Annotated in this window: 20 protein-coding genes and 1 tRNA gene; 4 read left to right on the top strand and 17 right to left on the bottom strand. The window is 60.2% G+C overall.

Annotated features, from left to right (window positions below):
• From AAA138_RS05750 to AAA138_RS05700, 11 genes are all read right to left on the bottom strand, one after another.
• Window positions 1-300 (bottom strand): polysaccharide biosynthesis protein (locus AAA138_RS05750; protein WP_349089940.1); only part of this gene is annotated, 300 nt, incomplete at its 3' end.
• 579 nt (window positions 301-879) lie between these two features.
• Window positions 880-2,199, bottom strand: coding sequence for an oligosaccharide flippase family protein (locus AAA138_RS05745; RefSeq protein WP_349089939.1), 1,320 nt, complete (start codon window positions 2,197-2,199; stop codon window positions 880-882).
• Window positions 2,186-3,499, bottom strand: coding sequence for a hypothetical protein (locus AAA138_RS05740; protein WP_349089938.1), 1,314 nt, complete (start codon window positions 3,497-3,499; stop codon window positions 2,186-2,188). Before AAA138_RS05740 ends, AAA138_RS05745 begins: the two co-directional genes overlap by 14 nt.
• A gap of 14 nt (window positions 3,500-3,513) precedes the next feature.
• Window positions 3,514-4,701, bottom strand: a complete 1,188-nt coding sequence (locus tag AAA138_RS05735; protein ID WP_349089937.1) for a glycosyltransferase — start codon at window positions 4,699-4,701, stop codon at window positions 3,514-3,516.
• A complete protein-coding gene (locus AAA138_RS05730) occupies window positions 4,698-5,711 on the bottom strand; it encodes a capsular polysaccharide synthesis protein (RefSeq protein WP_349089936.1) in 1,014 nt (337 codons plus the stop codon). The genes AAA138_RS05735 and AAA138_RS05730 overlap by 4 nt, the downstream gene beginning before the upstream one ends.
• Window positions 5,704-6,987: a glycosyltransferase family 4 protein gene (locus tag AAA138_RS05725; protein WP_349089935.1), complete on the bottom strand. Its 1,284-nt coding sequence runs from the start codon at window positions 6,985-6,987 to the stop codon at window positions 5,704-5,706. The genes AAA138_RS05730 and AAA138_RS05725 overlap by 8 nt, the downstream gene beginning before the upstream one ends.
• Window positions 6,984-8,108 (bottom strand): glycosyltransferase family 4 protein, encoded by a 1,125-nt coding sequence (locus tag AAA138_RS05720; protein ID WP_349089934.1) that lies wholly within the window; start codon window positions 8,106-8,108, stop codon window positions 6,984-6,986. Before AAA138_RS05720 ends, AAA138_RS05725 begins: the two co-directional genes overlap by 4 nt.
• The gene (locus AAA138_RS05715; protein WP_349089933.1) at window positions 8,109-8,858 is read right to left on the bottom strand and encodes a sugar transferase; all 750 of its coding nucleotides are present in this window, start codon (window positions 8,856-8,858) and stop codon (window positions 8,109-8,111) included.
• Between the two features lie 81 nt (window positions 8,859-8,939).
• A complete protein-coding gene (locus tag AAA138_RS05710) occupies window positions 8,940-9,530 on the bottom strand; it encodes a hypothetical protein (RefSeq protein ID WP_349089931.1) in 591 nt (196 codons plus the stop codon).
• A 325-nt stretch (window positions 9,531-9,855) separates the two neighbouring features.
• Window positions 9,856-11,619: a threonine--tRNA ligase gene (thrS, locus tag AAA138_RS05705; protein WP_117757052.1), complete on the bottom strand. Its 1,764-nt coding sequence runs from the start codon at window positions 11,617-11,619 to the stop codon at window positions 9,856-9,858.
• Between the two features lie 238 nt (window positions 11,620-11,857).
• On the bottom strand, window positions 11,858-12,289 hold the full coding sequence (locus tag AAA138_RS05700) for a zinc ribbon domain-containing protein (protein WP_349089930.1): 432 nt from the start codon (window positions 12,287-12,289) through the stop codon (window positions 11,858-11,860).
• Window positions 12,290-13,177: 888 nt separating this feature from the next.
• Between AAA138_RS05700 and AAA138_RS05695 the strand changes: the two genes are divergently transcribed.
• The 4 genes from AAA138_RS05695 (at window position 13,178) to AAA138_RS05680 (ending at window position 17,969) form a co-directional block, all read left to right on the top strand.
• A complete protein-coding gene (locus tag AAA138_RS05695; protein ID WP_349089928.1) occupies window positions 13,178-14,641 on the top strand; it encodes an NAD(P)/FAD-dependent oxidoreductase in 1,464 nt (487 codons plus the stop codon).
• Window positions 14,642-14,657: 16 nt separating this feature from the next.
• On the top strand, window positions 14,658-15,995 hold the full coding sequence (locus AAA138_RS05690) for an FAD-dependent oxidoreductase (RefSeq protein WP_349071416.1): 1,338 nt from the start codon (window positions 14,658-14,660) through the stop codon (window positions 15,993-15,995).
• A 4-nt stretch (window positions 15,996-15,999) separates the two neighbouring features.
• Window positions 16,000-16,398, top strand: coding sequence for a DUF1667 domain-containing protein (locus tag AAA138_RS05685; RefSeq protein WP_349089926.1), 399 nt, complete (start codon window positions 16,000-16,002; stop codon window positions 16,396-16,398).
• A gap of 482 nt (window positions 16,399-16,880) precedes the next feature.
• Window positions 16,881-17,969: an aminopeptidase P family protein gene (locus AAA138_RS05680; protein WP_349089925.1), complete on the top strand. Its 1,089-nt coding sequence runs from the start codon at window positions 16,881-16,883 to the stop codon at window positions 17,967-17,969.
• Window positions 17,970-18,294: 325 nt separating this feature from the next.
• On the opposite strand, the gene AAA138_RS05675 is transcribed toward AAA138_RS05680, so the two are convergent.
• The 6 genes from AAA138_RS05675 to AAA138_RS05650 form a co-directional block, all read right to left on the bottom strand.
• Window positions 18,295-19,638, bottom strand: coding sequence for a Mur ligase family protein (locus AAA138_RS05675; protein WP_349089924.1), 1,344 nt, complete (start codon window positions 19,636-19,638; stop codon window positions 18,295-18,297).
• A gap of 279 nt (window positions 19,639-19,917) precedes the next feature.
• A complete protein-coding gene (locus tag AAA138_RS05670; RefSeq protein WP_349089923.1) occupies window positions 19,918-22,614 on the bottom strand; it encodes a valine--tRNA ligase in 2,697 nt (898 codons plus the stop codon).
• 210 nt (window positions 22,615-22,824) lie between these two features.
• Entirely contained in the window at window positions 22,825-24,237 is a 1,413-nt protein-coding gene (clpX, locus tag AAA138_RS05665) for an ATP-dependent Clp protease ATP-binding subunit ClpX (RefSeq protein WP_349089922.1), read from the bottom strand.
• A 1-nt stretch (window position 24,238) separates the two neighbouring features.
• The gene (locus AAA138_RS05660) at window positions 24,239-24,859 is read right to left on the bottom strand and encodes an ATP-dependent Clp protease proteolytic subunit (RefSeq protein ID WP_022095182.1); all 621 of its coding nucleotides are present in this window, start codon (window positions 24,857-24,859) and stop codon (window positions 24,239-24,241) included.
• A 162-nt stretch (window positions 24,860-25,021) separates the two neighbouring features.
• Window positions 25,022-26,323: a trigger factor gene (gene tig / locus AAA138_RS05655; RefSeq protein WP_349089920.1), complete on the bottom strand. Its 1,302-nt coding sequence runs from the start codon at window positions 26,321-26,323 to the stop codon at window positions 25,022-25,024.
• An 88-nt stretch (window positions 26,324-26,411) separates the two neighbouring features.
• A tRNA-Leu gene (locus tag AAA138_RS05650) sits at window positions 26,412-26,495 on the bottom strand.
• Window positions 26,496-26,613: the final 118 nt, after the last annotated feature.

Raw genomic sequence — 26,613 nt, 5'->3', positions numbered from 1 at the left:
GGAGGGCACCTGCTTGAGGGCGGCGGCGTGGAAGATGTAGTCCACGCCGTGCATGGCGTCGCGCACGCTCTGGGCGTTGCGGACGTCGCCGATGAAGAAGCGCACCTTGGAGGCGAGCTCGGGGGACTTCTCCTGCAGGCGGTGGCGCATGTCGTCCTGCTTCTTCTCGTCGCGCGAGAAGATGCGGATCTCCGCCAGGTCGGTGTTCATGAAGTGCTTGAGCACGGTGTTGCCGAACGAGCCGGTGCCGCCCGTGATCATGAGGGTCTTGTCTTTGAATGCAGTGCTGTTGATAGTCATACCCAATCCTTTACATAAACTCATAGATACCACGGGAGCTGCCCGTGTAGCCGTAGTGTCTCTTGAGAGCCCGGTCCTTTTCCTCCCAAGCGAGGTGCCCGAGGTGTAGCGAGCGGGCCTTCAATTTCTCCAGGTACTCGTCGGCCGTCTCGATAACCCTTGCCGGCACGCCGACCGCGACCGAGTCGCTGGGGATATCCTTCGTGACTATCGCGCCAGCACCGATGACGACGTTGTCCCCGATGGTTACCCCCCCCCATCACGATCGCGCAGTTGCCGATGTAGACGTTGCTGCCCAGAACAATTGGGCGGGTAACCTCCAAATCGGGGACGTCCTTGCGAAATAGAAGGGTCCCGCCGTCGTGCGTCTCGAAGCGAACGCCATCGGTGATGTGAACGTTGTCACCCACCGTTATTAACCAGGGCTCGGTGGACCATACGACCTCGCCATAGATATGGAAATCCTTACCGGCGTTCACACCGATACGGCGCGCATACTCCTCCGGCGTGTGCGAATGACGCCACAATTTATATTTCAACTTCTTAATGATTGGCACTAGGCACCTTCCTCTCGATCGGTCATTCGACCCCGCGGTTGGAGGCCTCGGCACGGTCGAGGACCTTCTTGGAGTAAACCGGGTACGTCAAGCTGCTGATGAGCATGGTGACAATCGTCCCAAGGAGAACCCCGTTCACACCGAGCCCGCACGACGTGGCGAGGAAGATCGAAAGGGGGATATTGAGCACCGCCTGTGCGCAGGCAACCGCAACCATGAAATTGACAAGCGTGAGTCCGTTGATGACTTGGGAGTAGATGGTGTTCCACATATATACGATCGCATAGACACCCATAAGGGCGATGAGTGAGTCATCGAACCCGAGGTCGCGCCCCAGCCAAACACTTACGAGGGGTTTGAAGACAAGCACCATGACGATGACCCCGCCCACCGCGATAGCGAACAGCCTGTGCATCTTCCCAAGCGTCCGCCTGATTTCAGCGATATCGCCACGTGCGTAGTCGACGGTAGTCTTTGACCATAGAGGAACGACGAGCGCGGCAAACAGGGACGAGAGTACCGTGAACACCTTGTTGGCGGTTGTGTAGACCGTCACCTGCTCGGGCCCAAAGAGATTCGAGACGATGAGGTTATCGGTAGTGAAGAGGACAAGTGTGGCGATCTGGGTGATAAAGAACATGATGCCTAGGCCGCCAACGTCCGTTGCCACGGCACGAGAGCAGCTGCGCGGGGACGGAGCAAGTTCTCGGTTCCTCGCGAAGACGTAGATCGTGAAGAAGCCGTACACCAAAATATTGGAAGCTACGTAAAAGACCGCGACCGCCGTGAGGCTTTGGGAATCCGTGAGCGAGAGCAGCCAGACCGACAGGAGCATGACCGCCTGTTGGCACACGGAAATGAGGTTTACTACCTGCGCCTTTTGAAGCGCATAGTAGACGCTATTGCATAGGGTAAGAACGAAACTAAAGCACATCCCGAGAAAGCTCAGTTCCACAACGCACAGTAGGCTCTCATTAACCTCCCAGGCGGAAAGCAAGGCGGGCCAGTCGACGAACGCGATGGCGATGCCGCAAGCGACGGCGACGACGGCGACGACGCCTGAGAGAATGGCGTAGGCGCTCGACACGAGGGCCTTCGGCGATACGCGCGGTGAGTCGGAGGCGATGGCCTCGGAAAGGCGATTGCGAAGGCCGTTACCGATGCCAAGGTCGAAGTAGGAGATCCACGAGAGGATGCTCAGGATCGACGCCCATACACCGTATTTGTAGTCGCCGAGATAGTTGAGGACGATGGGGACGTAGACGAGGCTGAGGACCATGGATACGCCCTTGTAGACCATGGCCCGACTCATGCTACGGCCGAGGTTGCTAGCGAGCTTCACGTAAGACTCCAAACGAAGAAGCGGCCGCACGCAAGGGCTGGACAGACGTTTCGGCCACATTTTTGCAGTACAGGTAAATCGGAATGAAAATAAGCGTGGTGTAAAAGACCTCGCACTCGAGATAAGTCGCTATGAGATACATAGCGACGAAAGCCAACTTAGCGGAGAGGCCAAGCTCTCGAGACTTAAAAACGGGAAAACAGGTCCAAATGAGAATCGCAATGCCCATAATCGGACCGTAGACGGCAGCCACCTTAAGTAAACAGGCGCCAACGAACTCGCTGTTACCAGTCGAAATGGCAGCCCCGTACACGTTATAGCCACATCCAAAGGGGTATCGCTGCATAAGAGCCAGCGCAGCATTCGCAGCTCCAACCCGGGCCTCGCCCGATGCGTCCAGGGAGATACCCCCGTCGTTCATGAAGCGGCCAAGAACGGAGTCCGTAGCCCACGCCGAGCTCCCCATCGCAGACGCGATGAAAACGAACACGCATATGGACCCGAGGAAGATCGGAGCAATTGCGGAAACACGATCGTCCCTCTTCAATGAGGAAAGAGAGTAGGCGAAGAAGACCAGGAGAGTTGTGGCATAGCCAGTGGCGGATTTTGTGGAGAGGACACCCGCCACAAACAGCGCCAAAAGTCGCGCACGTGTCTTCTTATCAATTTCCTTAGGCTTCATGAAGAGCAGCACGAAGATAGCTGAATTGAGCAATATCTGGTAAACAGCAGGCTCTCTAAATATGCCAACGTTACGCGTATGGTCAAACCCTCGGTCGACGTACAGGAGCAGCCCATCGGCCCGGTAGTTGACGACGATCCTGTTCACGGAGTCCAACCATGTTGTATCTCCAAAGGACAAGAAAAATGAAAATGGAGATAGGTGGCCCCAAACTCCCGGGAAAACCTGAGAAATCAAATAGACAACCAGGCTAAAGCCAGTGAGGAAAGCCGCTAGTTTAATGAAGCGGATAAGAAAATTCGAAACATCAAACATCACTGCAATAAGGGTAATTCCCACCATCGCTACCCAACTCAAAAGTTCAGTCGGCCCGAGTGCGTTTGTGCTTACCCGGACGAACAGCATGGCAAGAAAGCCCAAGGCTAATATCGTAATGGGATATACAAGCTGATATTTCCTATTAGCCATAACGATGAGAGCAATTAGGGCCACCACCGGTATAACAATGTTCGTGAGAATGCGATCGTACAGAAATGAATCAGCAAAAGCCACCATAAGGTAAATGAGCAAGTAATGGCAGACAGCCTCGCGCTGCTTCTTCGAAGCTGCATTTTTCATGCTAAGCGTCGCCCTCATTGCCGCTCGCCCTCTAAAGCCTGGAAATAGCCTTCAACGCGATCGGCGTTCCCGTACTCATTCGACTTGAGATAGAAGCTGAGCTCCTCACGACGAGAGGGGTCTTCGAGCAACCCTTGCACGGCATCAGCGAGCGACACTGCGTCAGTGCCAGCGATGATTCCCTCTTTGACGCTCAGCTGGTCATGGACCGTGGGGTACGCCGTCGCAACAATGGGCCTCGTAAGAATCTTGGCCTCGTCAAGGGCGACTGACTTTCCCTCGAAGCGTGACGGCTGCACGACGATGTCGCAGTTAGCGATGTAGGGATAGGGGTTCTCGCGGGCGCCCAAGAACGTGAAGACGTCTGCAACACCCAGCTCTTCAACAAGTTTTTCGCAAGCGGCTTGCTCGGAATCGCCAGTAAGACCCTTTCCCATCTCGTACCAGCGAAACGAGCAGCCGCGCTGCTTGAGCTCGGCTGCCGCATGGATGGCGGTGTCCACACCCTTCTCGTGAGTGATGCGCGCCACTGTAAGGATTCTCGGCGCGTCAGCATCGTACTCTGGCGGGATGAACTCGGACGCGCGACGTCGCACTACCTCCGAAGAGACAATGTTCGGAAGGCTCTTCATCTTGTATGCCATCTCAGGGAAAACAGAGCGCACGATGTCGATGCACTTATCGGAAACGGCATAGATGCCATCCATGCGTTCCAGGCAGGGTCGCTCGTATTTTTCCGAATAGTGGGCAGAGCGATAGTCTCCGTGATAAAAGACTATCTTGCGATCGGCCTCAATCTTCTCATCGACAAAGTAGAGAACTTGACCGTTAATAAATGAAACAGCCACGTCGTAATGACCCGGTAATTTATCAATGGCAGGAGAAAAGAAGTATTTCCAACGGAATCCGCGGCGGGTCTCTTCATCGCGAGAGGCAATACCGGAAACGACGTCTGCCGTCAGACGCCATACCCCAGCCCTGCGGCCGCGAACCGATGTGAAGCAATCGCGTACTATAGCCGGAGTCTGAAGTACGGCTACCTTTGAGGGTATTTGCCCCATAAAAAGTCCGGTGGGGTTCAAAAGCAGGAGATTGACGTCGTAGCGCGTTTCCGGAAGCTCTTCCAGAAGGTTGAGAAGCGCTCGCTCCGCACCGCCATTGTCCATTGAGGACATGACGAACAGGACTTTCTTTTTGCTCACGACAATCCCCCTTCCAATAGCCTGCCGTAATACGTTTGCCTACCATCAGTTTGTTTTGGAAATTCTTGCTTCCACGTGAGCTTAAAGAGACTCGTATCCAGAAGGAGCTCACTCCAAGCACTTTGATCGAAAGGCCTATCTAGTATCGAAATAAGGTCGTCGCAACGAGGATTATTTGGTTCGATGGACGCAAATGCGGCGGCGACCGAGGGGTCATGGCGTTGAGCTAGGACGATGAGGTAATCGACCAGCAGATAATCAATCAACCGATCACTATTGCGCCAATACTCGAGGAAAAAGTCTCTCGCCACGACGAACGGATGCCGCTGACCCTCTTTGCAGGCAAGCGAATATCCCGCAAACATGCCGCATGCAACCGAAGCGTGCAGGTAATCGGGCCTCTTGATGGACCAAAGCGGCATATCCATATATTCATCCAGCGATCCGGCGCAGAAGAAAGTAGCGTCGAGCCACATACCGCCATGCTCAGCAAGCAAAGAGAGACGCAGTAAGTCGGATAGATTCGTACGCGACATGATGCCGAGACGGACCTTTTCGAGAACCCAATCGGGGATATGAGCGTAGTCGGACAGATTCTCGTCCGTGATGACGATGACCTCGTGCCCGCCGGCGTTGCGGCGCACGGAGTCGATGCACGCCTTCACAATCTCGGGGGCGTTCTCCTCGCCCTGCCACCAGCACATCCAGATCTTCCCCTCGAGGGCGGGATCGGATGGGGGCAGCGGCGTATCGTAGTCGTATGACTCGAAGAAGTCGCCGAAGCGGTTTTCGAGATATTTGAGAACAGTCTCGTGCTTTCGCAGCAACCGCTCCTTCGCTGCAGGCGGCTCCTTGTACCCGTTGCGGCTCATGACCTGGATATCGAGCTTCGCCCGAAACGTGTTAATCGCCTCGGGCCACGACGTAGCCCTGGCGATTCGGAACGTTGCGCCGATCTCCTCGCAGGAGCGATGCACGATCCTCTTGATGCTGTTATGGCCGTTAGCCATCGATTGACTCCTTATACAGGTTCACGAGATCGCTCATGAACTTCTCGCGCGAGCAGTTTTCCATGACGTAGGAGCGGCAGTTGCGCTGCAGCATCGAGTAAGCGGACCGATCCAAGAACGCGCTCGTGCCGCGCGAGATGGCATCCGCCATCGACGGGACATCCCCGGGCTCGCAAATGAACCCCGTTTTCCCCTCATCGACCAACTCAGGAATTCCGCCAATATTTGTGCCGACGACAGGCGTGCCGGCAGCGAAAGCCTCCACGATCGAGTACGGCATGTTCTCTCGCCATCTCGAACTCGCGATGGCGAGAGACGCCCTCTCCACATACGCTTGCAGTGCCCCACCGGTCTGATAACCGGCGAACTCAATGCGAGGCGCACAGCCCAACGAAGACGCGAGCGTTTTGAATTCGGCGGCATCCGGGCCGTCGCCGACGACAACCAGGCGCATGCCCTGCGGAAGGTTCGGCAAGGCGGCATCGAAGGCCCTCAGCAGCGTGTCGACGCCCTTCTCGGCAGAGAGCCGCCCGAAGAACAGGAGGTAGGGGTTCTCCCTGTCGGTCGCATCCGCCCCGGCATTCGCCGCGCGGTCGAGGATTGCGTCGTCGGCGAAGTTCTGCAGGAAGACGACCTTGCCCTCGGGCCAGCCGCCCTCGATGAGCTTGGATCGCATGAACCTGGAGGGCGCGATGACCCTGTCGATCCGCCGGTTTGACTTATGGGCCCTGTTGAAGGACGCCTCCATCGCCGCCAGCGCGCTCTTCGCGCGCGAGCCCTTCACGCAGCGGTTCTCGATGCAGTGGCGGTAGCGTCCGTCCTCGAGGCACGCGTCGCAGACGCGCCCGTCGCCGTCGAGCATGAGGTAGCCGGGGCAGACGGTCACGTAATCGTGGGCCGTGTAGAAGACCGGAACCTTGTTCTCCCTCAGGTAGGGAGCGTCGAGAATGGACAGCGTGATCTGCCTGTGCACGTTGTTGAGGTGGACGACATCGGGGCGGAACTCCTCGCAGAGGGCCTGGAAGTTGTGCTTCGCCTCCGGCGAATAGATTAACGCCACGCCGTCACGCGCCGCCTTGAGCGGGTTCCTGACGTTGTTGTACTCGCGCTGCGTCACGAAGTACTTGTCCCACTTACACGGCAGGTTATCAGGGTGGCTCATGGAGAAATAGGCCACCTCATGTCCCATGCGCTCCAGCTCGGATCCGACGGTGAGGTAATAGGTCTCCGCACCGCCCTTGCGGTAGTGGAATTTGTTTACCAGAAGGATCTTCATAGGCCTTCACCCCCGTAGACGGCAAGGGTCCGCTCGACGACGGAATCCCAGTTGTAGGTTTTCTCGACGTGCGCCTTGGCGGCGGCGCCGAGGACTCTCCCGCGGTCGTCGTCAGCGAGCAGGCCGTACAGCGCGGCCCGCAGGGAATCGGCACTCCCCTTCTCGAACGTCACGCCGTTGCCCGCGAGGACGTCCGCGCACTCGGGGATATCGCTCGTCACGCAGCGGCACCCATATGCCATGGCCTCCAGCAGGCTCATGGGCATGCCCTCCACGTCGGAAGGGAGCACGTAGGCATAGCAGTTGGAGTACAGCTCCTCCAGGGGCTCGCCGTTGACGAACCCGGTGAACACTATTCGGTTGTCGCCCTGGGCGGCCTCGCACAGCGAAGCCTCGTACTCGGATGTGTCCGAACCGCCGCCGGCGATGACGAGACTCTTGTCCGTATCGAGCTTCTTGAAGGCCTCGATCAGGAGCTCGGGGCGCTTCTCGGGGACGAGCCTGCCCAGGTACAGCAGATAGGAGCCCGCATCGAGCCCCCACTTCTCCTTTATCTGATTGACCGGCCTCGGCTGCTTTGGCTCGATACCGTTGGGGATGAACGTCGCCGTGCGGCCGTAGGTGCCCTCGAAGAAGGACTGGGCCGATTTGGACAGGACGATGAGGCCGTCGGCCTTGGTGGCGGCGGCCCTCTCCCCCATCTTGATGTAGGTGCTGGCGAGCTTTCCCCACTTGGCGCGCTGCCAGTCCAGGCCGTGGATGGTGGCCACGGCGCGAATGCCCGCACGCTTTGCCAAAGGCAACGGCACGCAGGGACCCTCGGCGTGGTAGTGGATCACGTCGGGACGGTCCTTGATGGCCGCCTTGGTGGCAAAATATGAGGACGAGAGGGCGGCGAGGCCCTTCTTATCGATTGTCTTAACCGGCACGACGCGCACGCCGTCGACGACGCGCTCGTGGCAATCCGCGGCATTGCCGGTCATGACGTCCGCGCCGGAGCGGTCGTAGCAGGTGACCTCGTGGCCGAGCGCCGCCATGCGGCGGGCGAGCTCGGTCACGACGACCTCCACGCCGCCCTCGCGGGAGCCGTATCTCTTATGTCCTATCATCGCGATGCGCATCTAGCACGCACCCTTGCCGGTGATGACCTCGATCACCGTGAGGACGACGATCTTGAGGTCGGTGAAGATGCCCCGGTTGGCGATGTACTCCAGGTCCCGTCGGACCATGCCGTCGAACCCGGTCGAGTTGCGCTCCGTCACCTGCCACCAGCCGGTTATCCCAGGCTTGACGGCCAGGCGCTGCAGGTCGAACTCGGTGTACTCCGCGACCTCGTTGGGCAGAGGCGGGCGCGGGCCCACGACGGACATCTGGCCCAGGAATACGTTCAGGAACTGCGGGAACTCGTCGATGGAGTGCTTGCGGATGAACTTGCCGATCCTGGTGACGCGCGGGTCGTCCCTCATCTTGAACATGGCGCCGGCGATCTCGTTCTGCCCCTTGAGCTCGGCGAGGCGCTCGTCGGCGTCCTTGTACATGGATCTGAACTTCCACATGCGGAAGGTGGACAGGCTGCCATCGCGGTGGGTCTGGCCCACGCGGATCTGGCTGTAAAACGGGTTTCCCTCGCTCTCCAGGCGGATTGCCACGGCGAGCACCAGGCTCGGCACGGCGATGACGGCCAGCACGAAGCCGCTGAACATGATGTCGAACGTACGCTTTACGGCCCTGTAGCCCAGGCGCGTGCGATCCCAGTCCTTCACGGCCTGCATGGCCTTGTAGCGCACGCTCACGTCTCCGCCGGTCATTGCCTGGGCAACAAGCGCGGCCCCCACCGGCGCGTTTTGTCCTGTCACTTCTTTACTAGTCAAGTTCAAATCCACGTCCCTGTCCCCTGGGATCCCCCAATCGATGAATTCAAATTGCGAATGAATTGCCAATGCAACGTCCCCTTACGTCTTACTGGGGACGTCCAACGGAAGCAGCTCCCTAAAGGCGGAGTCGCCTTCGCCCACGTCTACCAGGCACCAGCGCTTATGACGGTCGATCTTCATTACGCGGGCCTCTTGTCCCACCAAGGGCCCCTGCTCTATGTGCAGCACGCCGTCTTCTATGCGTGCGACGCTGTTACGCACCACGCCATCGTCGTCGAGCACGCTGCGATACCAGTCCTGTGCATCGTCCGGCATGGGCGCATAGGCCCGCTCCCTGCTGCCGGCAATGCGGCAGCCAAAGCTCAACTGGGCCAGGGCCCTGTCGAGTGCAGCGGCATCGCGCGTGGCGACGAAGAAGTATTCCTTGTACATGGGTTTGGTTTGGAGCGACCAGGCGCCATCCCGCTTAAACCAGAACTCCTTTTGCATCACAAAAGCGTCCTGCATCAACTCGTGCGGGATAATGCGGCGGACCTTTTCGCAGGTCTCGCGCTCTTTACCGTTGGGGGTGTGGACCAGATACCAGCGGACGCGGCCATGCTGGCTGTTAGCAGTGGCGCCACTAAAGGCACCGGGCAGCTGCTCTTGGCGCCGCATCGTCTGTTCCATCTCTCGCCCCCTTAACTTGAATCCGCGACACACGCGGATGCAGGGGCGTTAAGAACAGGCTTCTCGCTCGCAGCTAGGCGCAGTCGCAAAAGTACAGGTTTTTGTATCTTTCGACGTTGCTCATTATACGAGCAAACTGCTCGCGTTTTCCCAGATTGCACAAAATGCGCCGCGAATGGGTGCATCTCCATACGCCTCTACAAAAACCTGTACCTTTTTGCACAACAAAAAAGCCGCTCTAACCAGCGGCTTTTCTTCTATAGACAACAAAAAAGGCGACCGCCCTATAGGACGATCGCCTTTGTTAATTCTTGTATTGTTTGTGCTAGGCGCGAGTCTTGATCTCCTCGAGCACCTTGGCCACAAACTCGTCAACGCTCATCTGAACGGTCTCGTTGGAACGATCGCGGACGGAGATGTTGCCGGCCTCGACCTCCTTCTCGCCCAGAATGAGCATGTAGGGCACGCGGTCGATGCTGCGGGCCTCGCGGATCTTGTAGCCGATCTTCTCGTCGCGGTCGTCGCAGACCACGCGAATGCCGGCCTCCTCCAGCTTGGCGCACACCTCGTGGGCGTAGTCGCGGCTCTTCTCAGAGACGGGAAGTGCCTTGACCTGCACGGGAGCCAGCCAGGTGGGGAACTTGCCCGCAAAGTGCTCAATCAGAATACCGATGAAGCGCTCGATGGAGCCAAAGCACACGCGATGCAGCATGATGGGGCGCTTCTTGGTGCCGTCGGCGTCCACGTACTCCAGATCAAAGTTGAGCGGCATCTGGAAGTCGAGCTGCACGGTACCGCACTGCCAGGTACGACCGAGCGAGTCCTCCAGATGGAAGTCGATCTTGGGGCCGTAGAAGGCGCCGTCGCCCTCGTTGACCTCGTAGTCCATGTGCAGCTGCTCCAGAGCGGTGCGCAGGCCCTCCTCGGCGCGAGCCCAGTCCTCGTCCGAACCCATGGAGTCCTCGGGGCGGGTGGAAAGCTCAACGTGGTACTTAAAGCCAAACTTCTGGTACACGGAGTCGATAAGGTTGACCACACCCACGATCTCGTCGGTCAGCTGGTCGGGACGCACAAACAGGTGGGCGTCGTCCTGGTTAAAGCAGCGCACGCGGAACAGGCCGTGCAGGGCGCCGCGCAGCTCGTGGCGGTGCACCAGGCCAATCTCGCCGGCGCGGATGGGCAGCTCGCGATAGGAGTGCGGCTTGGAGGCGTACACCAGCACGCCGCCCGGGCAGTTCATGGGCTTAATGCAGTACTCTTCGTCGTCGATGACGGTGGAGTACATGTTGTCCTTGTAGTGGTCCCAGTGACCCGAGGTCTTCCACAGCTGCTTGTTCATGATGAGCGGCGTGGAGATCTCCACGTAGCCGGCCTTGTGGTGGATCTCGCGCCAGTAGTCCAGCAGCGTGTTCTTAAGGATCATGCCGTTGGGCAGGAAGAACGGGAAGCCGGGGGCCTCGTCGCGCATCATAAAGAGGTCCATCTCGCGGCCGATCTTGCGGTGGTCGCGCTTCTTGGCCTCCTCCAGCATGTGCATGTGCTCGTCGAGCTCTTCCTTGGTGGCAAAGGCGACGCCGTTGATGCGGGTGAGCATCTTGTTGTCCTTGTCGCCCTTCCAGTAGGCGCCCGAGACGCCGGTGAGCTTAAAGGCCTTGAGGGCCTTGGTGTAGCAGATGTGGGGGCCGACGCACATGTCGATGTAGTCGCCCTGCTGGTAGAAGGTAATGCGGGCGTCGTCGTCCAGGTCGCCGATGTGCTCGACCTTGTACTTCTCGCCGCGCTCCTCCATAAGGGCGATGGCCTCGGCGCGGGGCTTCTCGTACACGGAGAACTTGAGGTTCTCCTTGACGATCTTCTTCATCTCGGCCTCGATCGCGGGGAAATCGTCCTCGCTGATCTTGACGCCCTCGGGCAGGTCGACGTCGTAGTAAAAACCGTTGTCGGTCGCGGGGCCGTAGGCAAAGTCGGCCTCGGGATAGAGACGCTTGATGGCCTGCGCCATGATGTGCGCGGCAGAGTGGCGGATGACGTGCGTGACCTCGTCCTGCGGGAGCTCGGCCACCGAACCGTCATTGTAGAGTGCCTTCATGGGTATGTTTTCTCCTCTCGGATGCCTGATGCAAGTGCGCGCGATGCGCTCGGCGTTTTTGACTTGCATCATTATAGGCAGGTTGCCTTGGTATACAAGCGCCCGCCGCACCTTAATGGCACGGCGGGCGATTTTCTACGCATGCTTCATCGTGTGGGGGCGGGGTTGCTGGGCGCGCGTGTGGCTTACGCGTGGCGCGCGGCGCCCGTGGCTTGCGGCCGGCCCGGCGATGGATGCGTTACTGGATGCGAGTTCGGCAGTAGGGGCAGACCTTCCAGTGCGCGTCGAGCGGGCGATGGCAGCTGGGGCACACGTTGCGAACCTGGGTGTCGCACACGGGGCACACGACAAAATCCTTATCGATGGGCGCTCCGCACTGCGGGCAGGTGCCGTACTGGGCAAGCTGGCGCTCGCGCAGGGCCATGTCCAGCTCCTGCTCCTCGCGGTCGGCCGCGTAGGAGTGCGGGCGCAGGACCAGGTAGGCGATGAGGCCCACAAACGGGATGAGGGCGATGATGCCCCATGCCACGTAGGCGCTGGCGCCGCGGCGGCGAGCGTCGATGAACACATAGACGACCGACAGCACGTACAGGGCGATGATAAAGCCCACGAAGGCATAGATGACGCCCATAAGCTGCGGCGACATGAGCTCGTTGATGTATTTGGACATTGAGGTGTACCTTTCGGAATATTTACAGTCCGGTCAAGTTTACCACGGGGTTTGTTTATATGTGACCACGGCTGGGTACGGGGCTGGCGCGGACACAAACATCTCAATCTGTAACAGGTGGAAGCGGAATCCGGGTCTAGATGTTACAGAATTAGACAAACCGTTCTCTCTCCGACTTAAATCTCGATCTGTAACATCTTGAGCCCCAAAACCCCTCTTACTGTTACAGATCGAGACATTCAAAATCCGTCGGAAGGTTTGTCTTGATCTGTAACATCTACAACCCAAATCATCAGCTAACTGTTACAGATCAAGATGAACGGTGGGCCCTCCGTTAAATATCTCAATCTGTAACAACTAGGGGTCAGAAACCCTTCTATCTGCTACAGATCAGGACAAAGGAAAACGTCCAATCTCAATATCTCAATCTGTAACAACAACTCGGTAAATACAGGTCTAACCGTTACAGATTTAGACATTCGAAACCGACTGATAGGTTCATCTAAATCTGTAACATCTGGACCCCAAAACGGTCCCCAGATGTTACAGATCGAGACAGAAGAATCTCTCCATGACTTTAAATCTCACTCTGTAACACTTAGGACCGATTTTCTCCTCTTACTGTTACAGATCAAGACAAAAGGAGGGGCCGTCTGGCAAACATCTCGATCTGTAACATCTGGAACCCAGTTCTTCTGCTTACTGTTATAGAACGAGACAAACCTCTGACACCAGGGGCGGCAGACGAGGTCATCGATGGTCCTGAGTCTCCCCTCGCCTGCCGTTGGCGGGTGTTGCGGGGCTGTTCGCCGCATTGCCACTGCACTGGGGGTGTGCAGACCGTAGGATAGTCCTATTGACAGCCTGTCAACTCGTCTGGGAGGCACCGTGGCAGAAACGTTTGATATCGCGATTGTGGGCGCGGGCATCACGGGATGCGCCATCGCACGGCAACTCGCGCGGTTTGACCTGTCCATTTGCGTGGTCGAGGCGGCCAACGACATCGCGCTGGGGGCTTCGAAGGCCAACGGCGGCCTGGTGCACGCCGGCTACGATCCGGCACCGGGCACCGTAAAGGCGCAGGTCAACGCCCGCGGCTGCGAGCTGTATGGCACCTGGGCCCAGGAGCTGGGTTTTTTGTTTTGCCGAACCGGCTCGATGGTGCTGGGCTTTAGCGACGAGGACCGTGCGCACCTGGAGAAGCTACGCCAGAATGGCCTGGCCAACGGCGTGCCCGAGCTGGCGATCATTGGCCCCGACCGTATCCACGAGTTGGAACCGCGTGCCAGCGCCGACGCAACATGCGCGCTGTGGTGCCCTTCGACCGGTTACGTCGACCCGTTTGAAGTGGCCATCGCAGCGCTGGAGAACGCCGTGGCCAACGGCGTGACGTTTATGCGCTCCGCGCCGGTGGAAGCGATTGAGGTTGCTGGCGGCGAGGCTACCGACAGGGCCGCGCGCTTTACGCTGGCAACGCCCGCAGGAGACGTGCACTGCCGTTACCTGATCAACGCCGCGGGCAACGGTGCCGCGGACATCTCGCATATGGCCGGCGCCGAGGAGTTTCAGATGGTATGGCGCCAGGGAAACATCGTGGTACTGGACAAGGAGCCGCGTACGCTCATGCCGCTCTATCCCGTGCCCACGCCGGTGTCCAAGGGCGTTATCGTCACGGGCACGGTACACGGCAACACCGTGATCACCGCGACCGCTGCCGTGCGCGAGCCGGGCGACACACAGACTTATGCGAGCGATGTGAACGCGCTACTGACGGGAGCGCGCAAGCTGGTTCCCGATCTGGACACGCGCCGCGTGGTGCGCGCGTTTGCCGGCGGGCGTCCGGTCATAAAGGGAACGAACGACTTCTTTATTGGGCAGTCCGCCGTGGTGCCAGGCCTGTTCCAGGCGGCGGGCATTCAGTCGCCAGGCGTGGCGAGCGCGCCGGCCATTGCCGAGCGCATGGAGCAGGTGCTGCGCGAGTCGGGCGTTGCTTTGCGTGAGCGGGCCGATTGGAATCCGATTCGCCGCGCGCCGGATGACTTCGACCGTGCGCCGCTTGCGCGCAAGGAGGAGCTAATCGAGTCCGACCCTGCATGGGGGCAGATCGTCTGCCGCTGTGAGACGGTGCCCGAGGCCGAGATTGTTGCCGCGATTCGACGCCGCCCGGGTGCGGTTTCGGTCGAGGGCGTCAAACGCCGCTGTCGCGCGGGCATGGGCCGCTGCCAGAGCGGCTTTTGCCAGAGCCGCGTGGTGGCGATTCTGGCCCGTGAGCTGGAATGTGACCCCAGCGAGGTGCTGCTGGAGGACACTGGCTCGTGGCTCGTTGAGGGACCTTTGAAGGGGGTGCGCTAGGATGGCGACGTTTGATATGCGCAACGAACGCGCGGAGGCAGGAGCTACGGAAGCGGTGCAGACGCAGGCGTTCGACGTCGTCGTTATCGGCGGCGGACCTGCCGGCATGGCGGCCGCACTTGCCGCACACAAGGCCGGCGCGCGCGTGGCCATCGTGGAGCGCGAGCAACACTTGGGCGGCATCCTGCGCCAGTGCATTCACCCCGGCTTTGGCCTTTCGCACTTTAAGCAGGAGCTCACCGGCCCCGAGTATGCGCAGCGCTTTATCGACCAGGTGCGCGCGACCGACATTGCGCTGTTCTTGGACAGCATGGTGCTTGGGATTGATTCGGGCGAGTCCACGGAAGACGCCATACTCCGCACCGTCACGCTCATGAATCCCTCCGGTATGCTGCAGCTCACCGGGCGTGCGGTCGTCCTTGCCATGGGTTGCCGCGAGCGCACCCGCAGCGAGATCAAGATTCCCGGCAACCGACCCGCCGGCGTGTTTACGGCCGGCCTGGCGCAGCGATACATCAACATCGAGAACCTCAAACCCGGCTCGCGCGCCGTCATTTTGGGCTCGGGTGACATCGGACTGATCATGGCGCGCCGCTGCACGCTCGAGGGGATTTCGGTCGAGGGCGTGTACGAGCTCATGCCGTACGCCAACGGCCTGCGTCGCAATGTGAAGAACTGCCTGGACGACTTTGGCATTCCGCTGCACCTGTCCACCACCGTCACGCGCGTAATCGGTCACGATCGCGTGGAAGCCGTCGAGGTGAGTCAAGTCGACGAGCACCTGGCACCCATTCCGGGGACCGAGCGCGTTGTTCCGTGCGACACGCTACTGCTTTCAGTGGGCCTGATTCCCGAGAACGAGCTTTCGGTTGCCGCGGGGGTGGAGCTGGATCCCCGCACGCGCGGTGCCGTGGTGGACCAGAACCTGCAGACAGGCGTTCCGGGCATCTTTGCCTGCGGCAACGTGCTGCACGTGCACGACCTGGCAGACAACGTGACGACCGAGTCCGAACGCGCAGGTGCAGCCGCGGCGGCATACGCGTTGGGTGTCGGCGATAGCATGGGCGCCAGCTGCGAGCTCACGGTCTCCCCCGCCGGCATTGCGGGCTACGCACTGCCGGGACGCATTACGGCTGTGGCACTCACCAAACTCAACTTCCGCGTGCGCCGACCGGTCGATTCCGCCCGTGTGCGCATTCTGGCAGGCGACGAGGAATTGTTCGCAGGCAAGGTCCGCCCGTTTAAACCGAGCGTAATGGAAAGCTTCCCGCTGCCGGCAAAGGCGATTCAGCGCGTACTCGACCTGGGTGTTAGTGAGATTGTCCTGTCCGTCGATCCCGTTGAGGAGGCGTAAAGCCATGAGCGCAAATGTGATCGAGACGCTGCAGTTCAACTGCACCACCTGTCCCTCCGAGTGCCTCCTGACCGTGGAGGTCGAACGAAGCGCAGACGGCGCCGTGGTAGAGGTGCGCTCCGTGACTGGCAACAGCTGCCCGCGCGGCGATGCATTCTCGCACCAGGAGCTCACCTGCCCCATGCGCGTGCTTACCACCACCGTGGCCGTATCCGGCGGCGACGATGCTCTGCTGCCCGTGCGCACGGCCGAAGCCATCCCGCTGGCACTCCATGCCCAGGCCATGGACCTCATCCGCGGCCTGGTCGTCAAAGCCCCCATCCGCATGGGCGACGTAATCCTCCCCAACCTCCTAGACACCGGTACCGACCTCATAGCCAGCATGGACATCGACCCTGCCTAGGTAGCTCATTTGGGATGGAGCTCTTTAGCTACCCCGCCATCCACCCCGCCCCTCCCCAATTGCGGTGAAATAGTTCCTGATTTCCGCCAAAACCCCGGCATCCAGGAACTATTCCACCACAACTATCCTTGGAATCGATATTTAGTTTGTACCTACTTTAGTGCCATTTCAAAACTATGCCGGATTACGGGGCTGATTCGGAGGCTCCCATCCATACCGGCATTTTTCGATTTTTGATAAGCCATCTACCTGCGGTTTTAATTTCGCGATTTTTCCCATGGTCAAGTAATACAGGTCCATCCCCGTAATCCGCCATAGTTTTGAAGCCAGCCCATTTGGGACGGGCCTCTTATGGCTACTTTTGCCCAAACGTTCGCTAGGCTGGCCATGCCAAGGAGTGTCCCAAAGTGCCGGCATAAAAGGAACGTCCCTAGCTGCCGGGCTTGGGATACTATGGTGCCACCCTAGCGAAAGGATGTTTCATGGCACATGTCGATGACCAGCGTGTGGCGCGCGTGCTCGATGCGCTCGAGGCTCAGCACCCCGGCGCGCAGCTGCTTGTGAATGACCCGTGGTCGATCTACTATCTGACCGGCTTTTATGCCGATATGTTCGAGCGTTTTTGTGGCGTGCTGCTCGCGCGCGACAGCGAGCCCGTGATCTTGGTCAACGCGCTACATCAGCTGCCCGAGTATGACAATGCCCGCGTCGCGTATCACAACGACACCGACGTCGTGACCGACGCCATCGCACGCGAGGTCAATCCCGCCAAGCCCCTCGGCATCGATACCGTTATGCGCTCCGGCTTTTTGATGCCCCTTATGGATCGTCACGCCGCGAGCGAGTTCTTCCTGGGCGACTTTGCCGTCACCGCCGCACGCACCCACAAGGATGCCGCGGAGCAGGAGCTCATGCGCATGTCCTCAGCCGCCAACGACGCCGTGATGGCCGACGCCATCAAGCTCGTTCACGAGGGCGTGACGGAGCGCGAAATTGCCGACCAGATGCTCGGCCTGTACCGCAAGCACGACTGCGAGGGCTTTAGCTTTCCTCCCATCGTGAGCTTTGGCGCCAACGCGGGCGACCCGCATCACGAGCCCGACGACACCGTACTCAAGCGCGGCGACGTGGTGCTGTTCGACATTGGTGGGCGTCATCGCAACTACTGCTCGGACATGACACGCACATTCTTTTGGGGCGAGCCGGACGAGGAGACCGCACGCATCTACGACATCGTGCGCCGCGCCAACGAGGCCGCCGAGGCGCTCATCGCCCCGGGCGTGCGCATGTGCGACCTGGACCGCGTCGCGCGCGACGTAATCGAGGATGCGGGCTACGGACAGTACTTTACGCATCGCCTGGGCCACTCGATCGGCCTGCAGGACCACGAGCCAGGCGATGTTTCGCTCGTCAACAAGCAGGTTATCGAGCCGGGCATGACGTTCTCCATCGAACCGGGCATCTACCTCCCCGGCCGCACCGGCGTCCGCATCGAAGACCTTGCCCTGGTCACCGAGTCCGGCGTCGAGATCCTCAACGCCTACCCCCACGACCCAGTCCGCCTAGACTAGCCCCTTCCCAATAGCCCTTCAATAAGTTGCGGTGGAATAGTTCCCAGATTGGCCCACAGAGGCATAATCCAGGAACTATTTCACCGCAACTGCCATGGGGCCAAGTCGACCAATTTGACAGTCTAGAGATGCGCCACGAAAACGGGCTATCTACTACGTTTAACCCGCATGGGTCGACCATGCGGGTCTTTTTTGAAAATTGGCAAGCCTTCTACCTGCGGTTTTAATTTTGCGATTCTCGGTGTGGTCAGTGGTATTCGCTAAAACGTAGTAGATAGGCCCATTTCGTGGCGAGCAGGTCAACTAGCTACCCTGCGGAAGGGCTCTAGCGCAGCAGCCCCGCTACTTCGCCGGCTAGGGTGATGGTGCCGGCTGCTACGAAGGGCTCGCCCGCGGCTTCGAAAGCTTCGAGGGCCTCGGACACGCTGGAGTACACGCCCGCAAGCTTGTCTGCATCCACCAGGGCAGCGAGTTCCTCTGCCGGCAGGGCGCGATCGGAATCGGTCTGCGTCACGACCACGCTCGGGAAGGCTGGAATCAGCACATCAATGATACCCGCCACGTCCTTGTCGGCCAGCGCAGCGCACAGCAGCGTGGGGCGATTCTCCACGCACGGGTCGATCTCGTCCAGCGCGCTCACAAAGTTCTCGCAGCTCTGAGGGTTATGGCAGGCATCAATCAGCTTGAGCGGGTCGATTCCCAGCACGTCAAAACGGCCCGGCGTGGGGCAGCCCATAAGCGAGGTGTCGAGCGCATCGTGGTCGAGTTCGCGGCCCAGATACCCCTCGCAGAGCATAATCGCGCACGCAGCATTCTGCGGCTGGTAGGCCGGCTTGACCATGCTCGACGTATAAATCGCGCGCGGCGTGGTGCAGCTGAACTCCACCGTGTCGCCCACATGCGCCGGCACCTTGGTCGTGGCGTGGCTCACCACCAGCGGCACCACACCGCACTCACGGCAACGGGCATCCATCACGCGCTGAACGCTCGGCTCATGCGTGCCCTCGCCCAGCACAACCAGTCGCCCGGGTTTAATGACCGCAGCCTTCTCCCCCGCAATGGCCTCGAGCGTGTCGCCCAGGATGCGCGTGTGGTCGAGGCCAATACCCGTGATGGCAACGGCGACGGGATCGGTCGCACTCGTGGCGTCCCAACGGCCGCCCATGCCAACCTCGAGCACAGCAACGTCCACCGCGGCCTCGGCAAACACCACCAATGCGGCAGCCGTCAGCAGGTCAAACGGCGTGATGGTATAGGCGCGCTCCCCCGCCGCCGCACGACGGGCATTCACTCGATGCCCCGCCTCAACAGCGGCCGAAACGCCACGAGCAAACGCCTCGTCACTCACAACGCGCCCGTCAACCTCCATGCGCTCGGGATAGCGCACCAACTGCGGAGACGTATACAGTGCGGTCTTGAGCCGCTCACCACGAAGGATGGCAGCCGAAAAACGCGTGGTCGAAGTCTTGCCATTGGTACCGGCAACCTGGATGCAATCGAAATACTCGTCCGGACGTCCCAGCTCATCAAGCATATCGACAACCGTCTCGAGCAAAGGACCAGCATCCCCAGAAATCCGCCCCGTATCAGCAGCCAGCCCAACAGCCTCACCAAACGAAAGCAAATCAAACGAAAAAGGAACGACATACGACCCAGAACGCTTAGCCATAACCCAAAGTCCCCCATAACAGAAAAAGAGGCCCGTAAAAAACAACGAGCCCCTCCCATTCAAAATATCAGCCAAACACCGCATTGCAGCGAGATCAAGGCCACAACCCAGTGGCCCTAACACGCCAGATGCTTACAACCACGTAAACGACCTGGGAGCGGTTTGGGGCTTTGCTCGATACAAGTTCCGCACGAGCCGAAGGCCACTTAATGTGGCCTTCGTGCGAGCAGGACTGTCCGCAGTAGCGAGCAATGCCCCAAACCGCGCCCCCAGTACCGCCTACGAGAAGTCAGCAACCTGAGCAGTCAGCGCCGCCAGGATCTCCTTGAGCTCAGCTGCACGGTCCCTCTTCTTCTGGACCACCGCGGGCGCGGCCTTAGCCACAAAGCCCTCGTTGGCGAGCGTCTTCTCGCAGCCGGCGAGCTCCTTCTGGGCCGCGGCAATCTCCTTCTCCAGGCGTGCCTTCTCGGCCGAAAGGTCAACTTTGCCCTCGAGCACCACAAAGACCTCGACGCCGCTATCGACCACGGCAATGCTCGCAGCTGGCTTCTCGACGTCGGTACCCATGACCAGCGAAGCCGTATTGGCCAGCGGCTCAATCGTGGAGCGCAGGCTCTCGAGCTTCTCGATGTCCTCGGCACCGGCACGCACGACCACGTCGAGCTCGGCCTTGGGGCTCAAGCGATAACGCGAACGCGTGGCGCGGGCGGCAGACACGACGGCGCGGCACAGCTCAAACGCGCGCTCGGCGTCCTCGTCAACATACTTGGCGTAGTCAGTGGGCTCAGGCCACTTGGCGATCATGAGCGCCTCGGCGCGGTCAACGTTGCCCTCGGCATCCAAGTCGAGCACGCTCGCCGGCATGTTGTCCCAGATCTCCTCGGTAACAAACGGCATGAGCGGGTGCATCAGGCGAATGGAAGTATCGAGCACAAAGATCAGGTTGCGCTGAGCCTGTAGACGGCCCTCGCCCTTCAGGCGGGCCTTGGTGACCTCGACGTACCAGTCGCAGACCTCGTTCCAGAAGAACTGCTGCACGCCGCGGGCCATGTCGCCAAAGGTGTAGTTCTCGATACCCTCGGTGACCATCTTCACGGCCTTAGCCAGGCGGCTGAACATCCAAGCGTCGGCCGGCGTCTCCACGACAGGCTCGCCGGGCGTGTAGCCCTCCATGTTCATGAGCAGGAAACGACTGGCGTTCCAGATCTTAGTCACAAAGCTCTTGGCCTGGTCGGTACGCGGGCTGTCAATGAGCTTCTTGGTCTTCTTGTCGATGTTCGCGTCGAACTTGACGTCCTGGTTGTTGGTGCACAGCGTGAGCAGGTTGTAGCGCATGGCGTCGGCGCCGTACATGCCAATGAGGTCCATGGGGTCAACGCCGTTGCCCTTGGACTTGGACATGCGGCTGCCGTCCTTGGCCAGAATCGTCGGGTAGATGACGACGTCCTTAAACGGCACCTCATCCAGGAAGTACAGCGAGCTCATGACCATGCGGGCGACCCACAGCGCGATGATGTCGCGCGCGGTGACCAGCGCCGTCGTGGGGTGATGGCCCTCGAGCAGCTCCGGCTTTTGCGGCCAGCCCTGCGTGGCAAAGGTCCACAGCTGCGAGCTGAACCAAGTGTCCAGCACGTTCTCGTCCTGATGCACGTGATGGCCGCCGCACTTGGGGCACACGTCGGTGTCCTCGGTAAGGGCGTCCTCCCAGCCGCAGTCCTCGCAGTAGAACACGGGAATGCGGTGGCCCCACCACAGCTGGCGGCTGATGCACCAGTCCTTAAGGTTCTCCATCCAGGTGGTGTAGGTCTGCGTCCAGCGCGCGGGGTGGAAGGTGACCTTGCCGGAGTTGACGGCGTCGAGCGCCGGCCCCTTGAGCTTGTCGACGGCGACGAACCACTGCTCAGACAACCACGGCTCCAGGGCGGCGTCGCAACGGTAGCAGTGCATGACGGAGTGGTCGAGGTCCTCGACGTGATCGAGCAGGTCGTGCTCCTCGAACCACTTGATGACGGCCTCGCGGCACTCGTCGCGGTTCATGCCGGTGAACTCGCCGTAGCCCTCGACGACCACCGCGTGCTCGTCGAAGATGTTGATCTGCGGCAGGTCGTGGGCCTGACCCATGGCGTAGTCGTTGGGGTCGTGGGCTGGGGTGACCTTAACGAAGCCGGAGCCAAAGTTGGCGTCGACATGCCAATCCTCAAAGATGGGGATCTCGCGGTCGACGATGGGGAGCTTAACGGTCTTACCCACGAAGGCGGCCTTCTCGGGATCCTTAGGAGAGACTGCAACGCCCGTGTCGCCGAGCATGGTCTCGGGGCGCGTGGTGGCAACGACGATGTAGTCCTGGCCGTTAACCGGCTCAGTCAGCGGGTAGCGCAGGTGCCACAGGTGGCCCTTCTCGTCCTTGTACTCGGCCTCGTCGTCCGAGATGGCGGTGGTGCAGTTGGGGCACCAGTTGACGATGCGCTTGCCGCGGTAAATCAGACCGTCGTGGTACCAGTCGCAGAAGACCTTGCGCACGGCCTGGGCATAGTCCTCGTCCATGGTGAAGCGCTCGTTGTCGAAGTCGACGGAGCAGCCCATACGCTTGATCTGCTCGACGATGATGCCGCCGTACTCGTGGGTCCAATCCCAGCAAGCGTCGACAAACTTGTCGCGACCGATCTCCAGGCGGCTAATGCCCTCGCTCTTGAGCTTCTTGTCGACCTTGGTCTGCGTAGCGATACCGGCGTGGTCGGTGCCCAGCACCCAGCGCGTGGACTTGCCGCGCATGCGGGCCATACGGATGATGGCATCCTGGATGGAGTCATCGGTGGCGTGGCCCATGTGGAGCTTACCGGTCACGTTGGGAGGCGGAATGGTGACGGTGCAATCGCCCACGCCCTCACGGCGCTTATAGTAGCCACCGTCAAGCCACTTCTGCAGGATCGCCGGCTCGTTGGTCGACGGATCGTAGTTCTTGGGCATTTCTTCCATATATCTCTCCCTGTCCCGCCGGGGAGGAATGTAGGCCCGCCAGGGCCTACATTCCTCCCCTTAGGTATCGATTACTTCAGTCTGAATGACTTCGCTGAGGCTTAAACAAACACACAGAATAACACAGGTAGTTGGGGTTATTGCGCATATATAAAATAGCCTCCGACCGCGGGTGGTCGAAGGCTATTTGCAAACACGTTTTAGGCAGGTCTAGCCGTAGATGCGCTGTGGCTGCTCTTCGCCCTTTACGGAGGCTTCGGTTACGACAACCTTGGCAACGCCCTCCTCGCTGGGGAGGTCGAACATCGTCTGCTGCAGCACGTCCTCGCAGATGGCGCGCAGACCGCGGGCGCCGGTCTTGCGGGCAAGCGCCATGCGGGCGATCTCGTGCAGGGCGGCGTTCTCAAACTCAAGATCGACGTCCTCGAGCTGGAACATCTTGCGGTATTGACGCACCACGGCGTTCTTGGGCTCGGTCAGGATCGACACCAGGTCGTCCTCGTCGAGCGCCTGCGTCTGGGTGACGACGGGCGTACGGCCCACGAACTCGGGGATCATGCCAAAAGCGTTGAGGTCCTGCGGGAGCACCTGACGCAGCAGGTCGTTCTCGTCGACCGAGGTGGGGCCGGCGATCTCGGAGTTAAAGCCCACGCCCTTGTTGCCCACGCGATCGGCAATGATCTTATCCAGACCCACAAAGGCACCGCCGCAGATAAACAGGATGTTGGTCGTGTCGATCTGTAGCAGCTCCTGCTGGGGATGCTTGCGGCCGCCGGTGGGCGGAACGCTGGCAACCGTGCCCTCAAGAATCTTAAGCAGTGCCTGCTGAACGCCCTCGCCCGAAACATCACGGGTGATGGAGAGGTTCTCGGCCTTGCGTGCGATCTTGTCGATCTCATCCACGTAGATGATGCCAACCTGTGCGCGCTCGATATCGCCATCGGCGGCGTTGATGAGCTTGAGCAGGATATTCTCCACGTCCTCGCCCACGTAACCGGCCTCGGTGAGCGCGGTGGCGTCGGCGATGGCAAACGGCACCTCGAGGATGCGCGCGAGCGTCTGGGCCAGCAGGGTCTTACCGGTACCAGTGGGGCCGAGCAGCAGAATATTAGACTTGGCGAGCTCCACCTCGTCCATGTCATCGTCAAACTGGGCGCCCATGCCCGATGCCTCGTCAAGGGCGGACACCGCGGCGCCGCCCTCGATCACGCGACGGTAGTGGTTGTACACGGCCACCGACATGGCGCGTTTGGCGTCCTCCTGGCCCATAACATAGGCCGAAAGCTCGTCATAGATCTCGTGCGGCGTCGGCACGTGCGTGATGACCTGACGGTCGTCCTCGAGCTCAAAGCCCTCGGCCTCGGGGTCAACGGCGGGCTGGGACGCAGCCTGGCCGTGGTCGTTGAGGAAACCCGGGAGATTGCCGTTGCGGGCGGCGTCCATAAAGTCCGAAGCCAACGACTCCTCAAGGATCTCGGAGCAGGCGGCGACGCACTCGTCGCAGATAAAGATGTTGGTCGGGCCCTTTACGAGACGACGGACCTGGCCCTGCTCTTTTCCGCAGAAGGAGCAGCGGATGGGGTTGCCGTTCTCGTCAAAGTTGTCCTGCATGTTACCTGCCATCCTAGGCGTCCTTCGCGGCAAGATCGCGCGAGGTGACGATACGGTCGATCAGGCCGTAGTCGAGGGCCTCGGCAGCGGTCAGGTAGTTGTCGCGCTCGGTATCGGCCTGGACCTTCTCGATGGGCTGGCCCGAGGCGTCGGACAGGATCTGGTTGAGCTCGCGACGGGTCTTCTTGATCTCCTCGGCCACGATCTCGATCTCGGTCTGCTGGCCCTGGGCACCGCCACTGGGCTGGTGAATCATGACCTTGGAGTGCGGCAGGCAGAAGCGCTTGCCCTTGGCGCCAGCCGAAAGCAGCACGGCGGCCATAGACGCGGCCATACCGACGCAGATGGTGGAGACCTGCGGCTTAATGAAGTTCATAGTGTCCAGAATCGCCAGACCGGAGTAGACCTCGCCGCCGGGCGAATTGATGTAGAGCGAGATATCCTTCTCGGCATCCTGGCTCTCAAGATGCAGCAGCTGGGCAACGACCAGGTTGGCGCTGACGGAGTTGATCTCCTCGCCCAAGAAGATGATGCGGTCGTTGAGCAGGCGCGAATAGATATCGTAGCTGCGCTCGCCGCGCGGCGTCTGCTCGATAACGTATGGCACGAGGGCGGAATCGAACTTAGCGATCATACGCATCTCCATTTCTCTTACGGACCAATAGTGGTTCTAGACAAACGTACGGTGCCCGCATGCTATGCATTGGCTGGCACCGTACGAAGCAACCGGATAACCGGCTTATAACTTTACCCTATCACGGGCGCATCCATGCGCTCGCGGAAAAGGTGGCGAGAATTACTCGGCGTCCTTGGCAGTCTCATCGACCTCGGTCACCTTGGCGTTCTCGACCAGGTGATCGACGGCCTTGGAGCGACGGATGGACTCGCGGACGGCAGGCATGCGGCCATCGGCAATGAACTCGGCCTTGGAAGCCTCGACGTCCTTGACGCCGGCCTTCTCGAACTCGGCGTTGATGTCGTCCTCGGTGACCTCGATCTTGAGCTCACGGGCGAGGGCGTCGAGCGCCAGGGACTCACGGGCAACGTCGTTGGCCTGCTTGTGTAGGTCGCCGATGAACTGCTCCATGGTCAGGCCGGAAGCGGGCAGCCAGGTGTCCAGCGTCATGCCGCGGGCAGCGAGGTTGGACAGGAAGTTCTGACCAAGCTCCTCAAAGACGGACTGCTCATAGTCGGCGTCCATCTCGTCGAGCTGCAGACGCTCGGCGAGAGCGGAGACGCAACGGTTCTCCTTCTCGGCCGGGAGGCGGGAAGCCTTGTCCTGCTCGATCTCGAGCTTGATGGCGTCGCGCATAGCGTCGATGCTGTCGAAGCCAAAGTCGGACTTGACGAGCTCGTCGGTGAGCTCGGGGGTGTTGCGGACCTTGATGCCCTTGACGGTGACCTCGACGGTGTGGGTCTCGGCCTCCTCGCCCTCCTCGACCTCGTCGGTCCAGGTGACGGTCTTGACGTCGTCAACGTTGGCACCGATCAGGGCCTCGTTGAACTCCTTGGGGTTGCTGTCGCTACCGGCGATGAGCATGCGGCCCTCGGCAGCGAAGTTGTCGGCGTTCTCGACGGCCTTGAGGTCGACGGTGACGTAGTCCTCGGCCTCGACGGCGCGACCCTCGACGTCCTCGAAGGTGGCACGGTAGTTGAGGAGCATCTCGACCTGGTTGTTGATCTCGGACTCGGTGACCTCCGCGGGGGGCATCTCGATCTCGACGGCGTCGAAGGAGGAGAGCTCGGCAGCAGGACGCAGGGAGAACTCGACGGTGTAGGTGTAGTCCTCGTGATCCTTGGCGAGGTCGAGCTCCTTGTAGTCACCGCTCTTGGTGGGGACGATGTCCAGCTCGTTGAGGACGACGGGCTCGTTGGCGGCGATCAGGTCGTTGGTGGCCTGAGCGAGGGTAGCCTCGGCGCCAAGAGCAGAGTCGATGACCGGACGGGGAGCCTTGCCGGCGCGGAAGCCCGGGAAGCGGTACTTCTTGGCGGTGTCCTTGTAGGCCTTCTTGATCGCGGCGTCGACGTCGGCGGCCGGGATGGTGACCGTAGCGGTGAGCTTGGCGTCCTTGACGTCAGAAGCGGTGATGTTCAACACGTTCCTCCTCATACTGCCCAGCTTATCTGAGGTGCTGGTACCTTTATGCAACAAAGAGTCGCGACGGCGGGAGCCGACGCAGGTGCGTTGGTGCGGGCGAAAGGACTCGAACCTTCACGGGAATCCCACCAGAACCTAAATCTGGCGCGTCTACCAATTCCGCCACGCCCGCATGAGCGCACAGACTAGGAATGATAGCAGATACGAACGGCAAGCGCACGCACACGTTTTACAGGCTCACGACCTCACCACGAGTGCAAAAGGCGGGACGAGTTGCCCCGCCCCGCCCA

Origin of the sequence: Collinsella sp. CLA-JM-H32B (genome assembly GCF_040098065.1) — a bacterium.
Taxonomy (GTDB): Bacteria; Actinomycetota; Coriobacteriia; order Coriobacteriales; family Coriobacteriaceae; genus Collinsella.
This window is presented reverse-complemented; position numbering and strand designations above follow the sequence as displayed.

What these genes read in the sequence shown, in the direction of transcription:
- AAA138_RS05660 (WP_022095182.1), bottom strand. Translation starts at nt 24,859, where the DNA reads ATGATCGCTAAGTTCGATTCCGCCCTCGTGCCATACGTTATCGAGCAG.
- AAA138_RS05675 (WP_349089924.1), bottom strand. Translation starts at nt 19,638, where the DNA reads ATGGCTAAGCGTTCTGGGTCGTATGTCGTTCCTTTTTCGTTTGATTTG.
- AAA138_RS05670 (WP_349089923.1), bottom strand. Translation starts at nt 22,614, where the DNA reads ATGGAAGAAATGCCCAAGAACTACGATCCGTCGACCAACGAGCCGGCG.
- AAA138_RS05680 (WP_349089925.1), top strand. Translation starts at nt 16,881, where the DNA reads ATGGCACATGTCGATGACCAGCGTGTGGCGCGCGTGCTCGATGCGCTC.
- AAA138_RS05725 (WP_349089935.1), bottom strand. Translation starts at nt 6,987, where the DNA reads ATGAAGATCCTTCTGGTAAACAAATTCCACTACCGCAAGGGCGGTGCG.
- AAA138_RS05700 (WP_349089930.1), bottom strand. Translation starts at nt 12,289, where the DNA reads ATGTCCAAATACATCAACGAGCTCATGTCGCCGCAGCTTATGGGCGTC.
- AAA138_RS05710 (WP_349089931.1), bottom strand. Translation starts at nt 9,530, where the DNA reads ATGGAACAGACGATGCGGCGCCAAGAGCAGCTGCCCGGTGCCTTTAGT.
- AAA138_RS05730 (WP_349089936.1), bottom strand. Translation starts at nt 5,711, where the DNA reads ATGGCTAACGGCCATAACAGCATCAAGAGGATCGTGCATCGCTCCTGC.
- AAA138_RS05720 (WP_349089934.1), bottom strand. Translation starts at nt 8,108, where the DNA reads ATGCGCATCGCGATGATAGGACATAAGAGATACGGCTCCCGCGAGGGC.
- thrS (WP_117757052.1), bottom strand. Translation starts at nt 11,619, where the DNA reads ATGAAGGCACTCTACAATGACGGTTCGGTGGCCGAGCTCCCGCAGGAC.
- AAA138_RS05685 (WP_349089926.1), top strand. Translation starts at nt 16,000, where the DNA reads ATGAGCGCAAATGTGATCGAGACGCTGCAGTTCAACTGCACCACCTGT.
- clpX (WP_349089922.1), bottom strand. Translation starts at nt 24,237, where the DNA reads ATGGCAGGTAACATGCAGGACAACTTTGACGAGAACGGCAACCCCATC.
- AAA138_RS05740 (WP_349089938.1), bottom strand. Translation starts at nt 3,499, where the DNA reads ATGAAAAATGCAGCTTCGAAGAAGCAGCGCGAGGCTGTCTGCCATTAC.
- AAA138_RS05690 (WP_349071416.1), top strand. Translation starts at nt 14,658, where the DNA reads ATGCGCAACGAACGCGCGGAGGCAGGAGCTACGGAAGCGGTGCAGACG.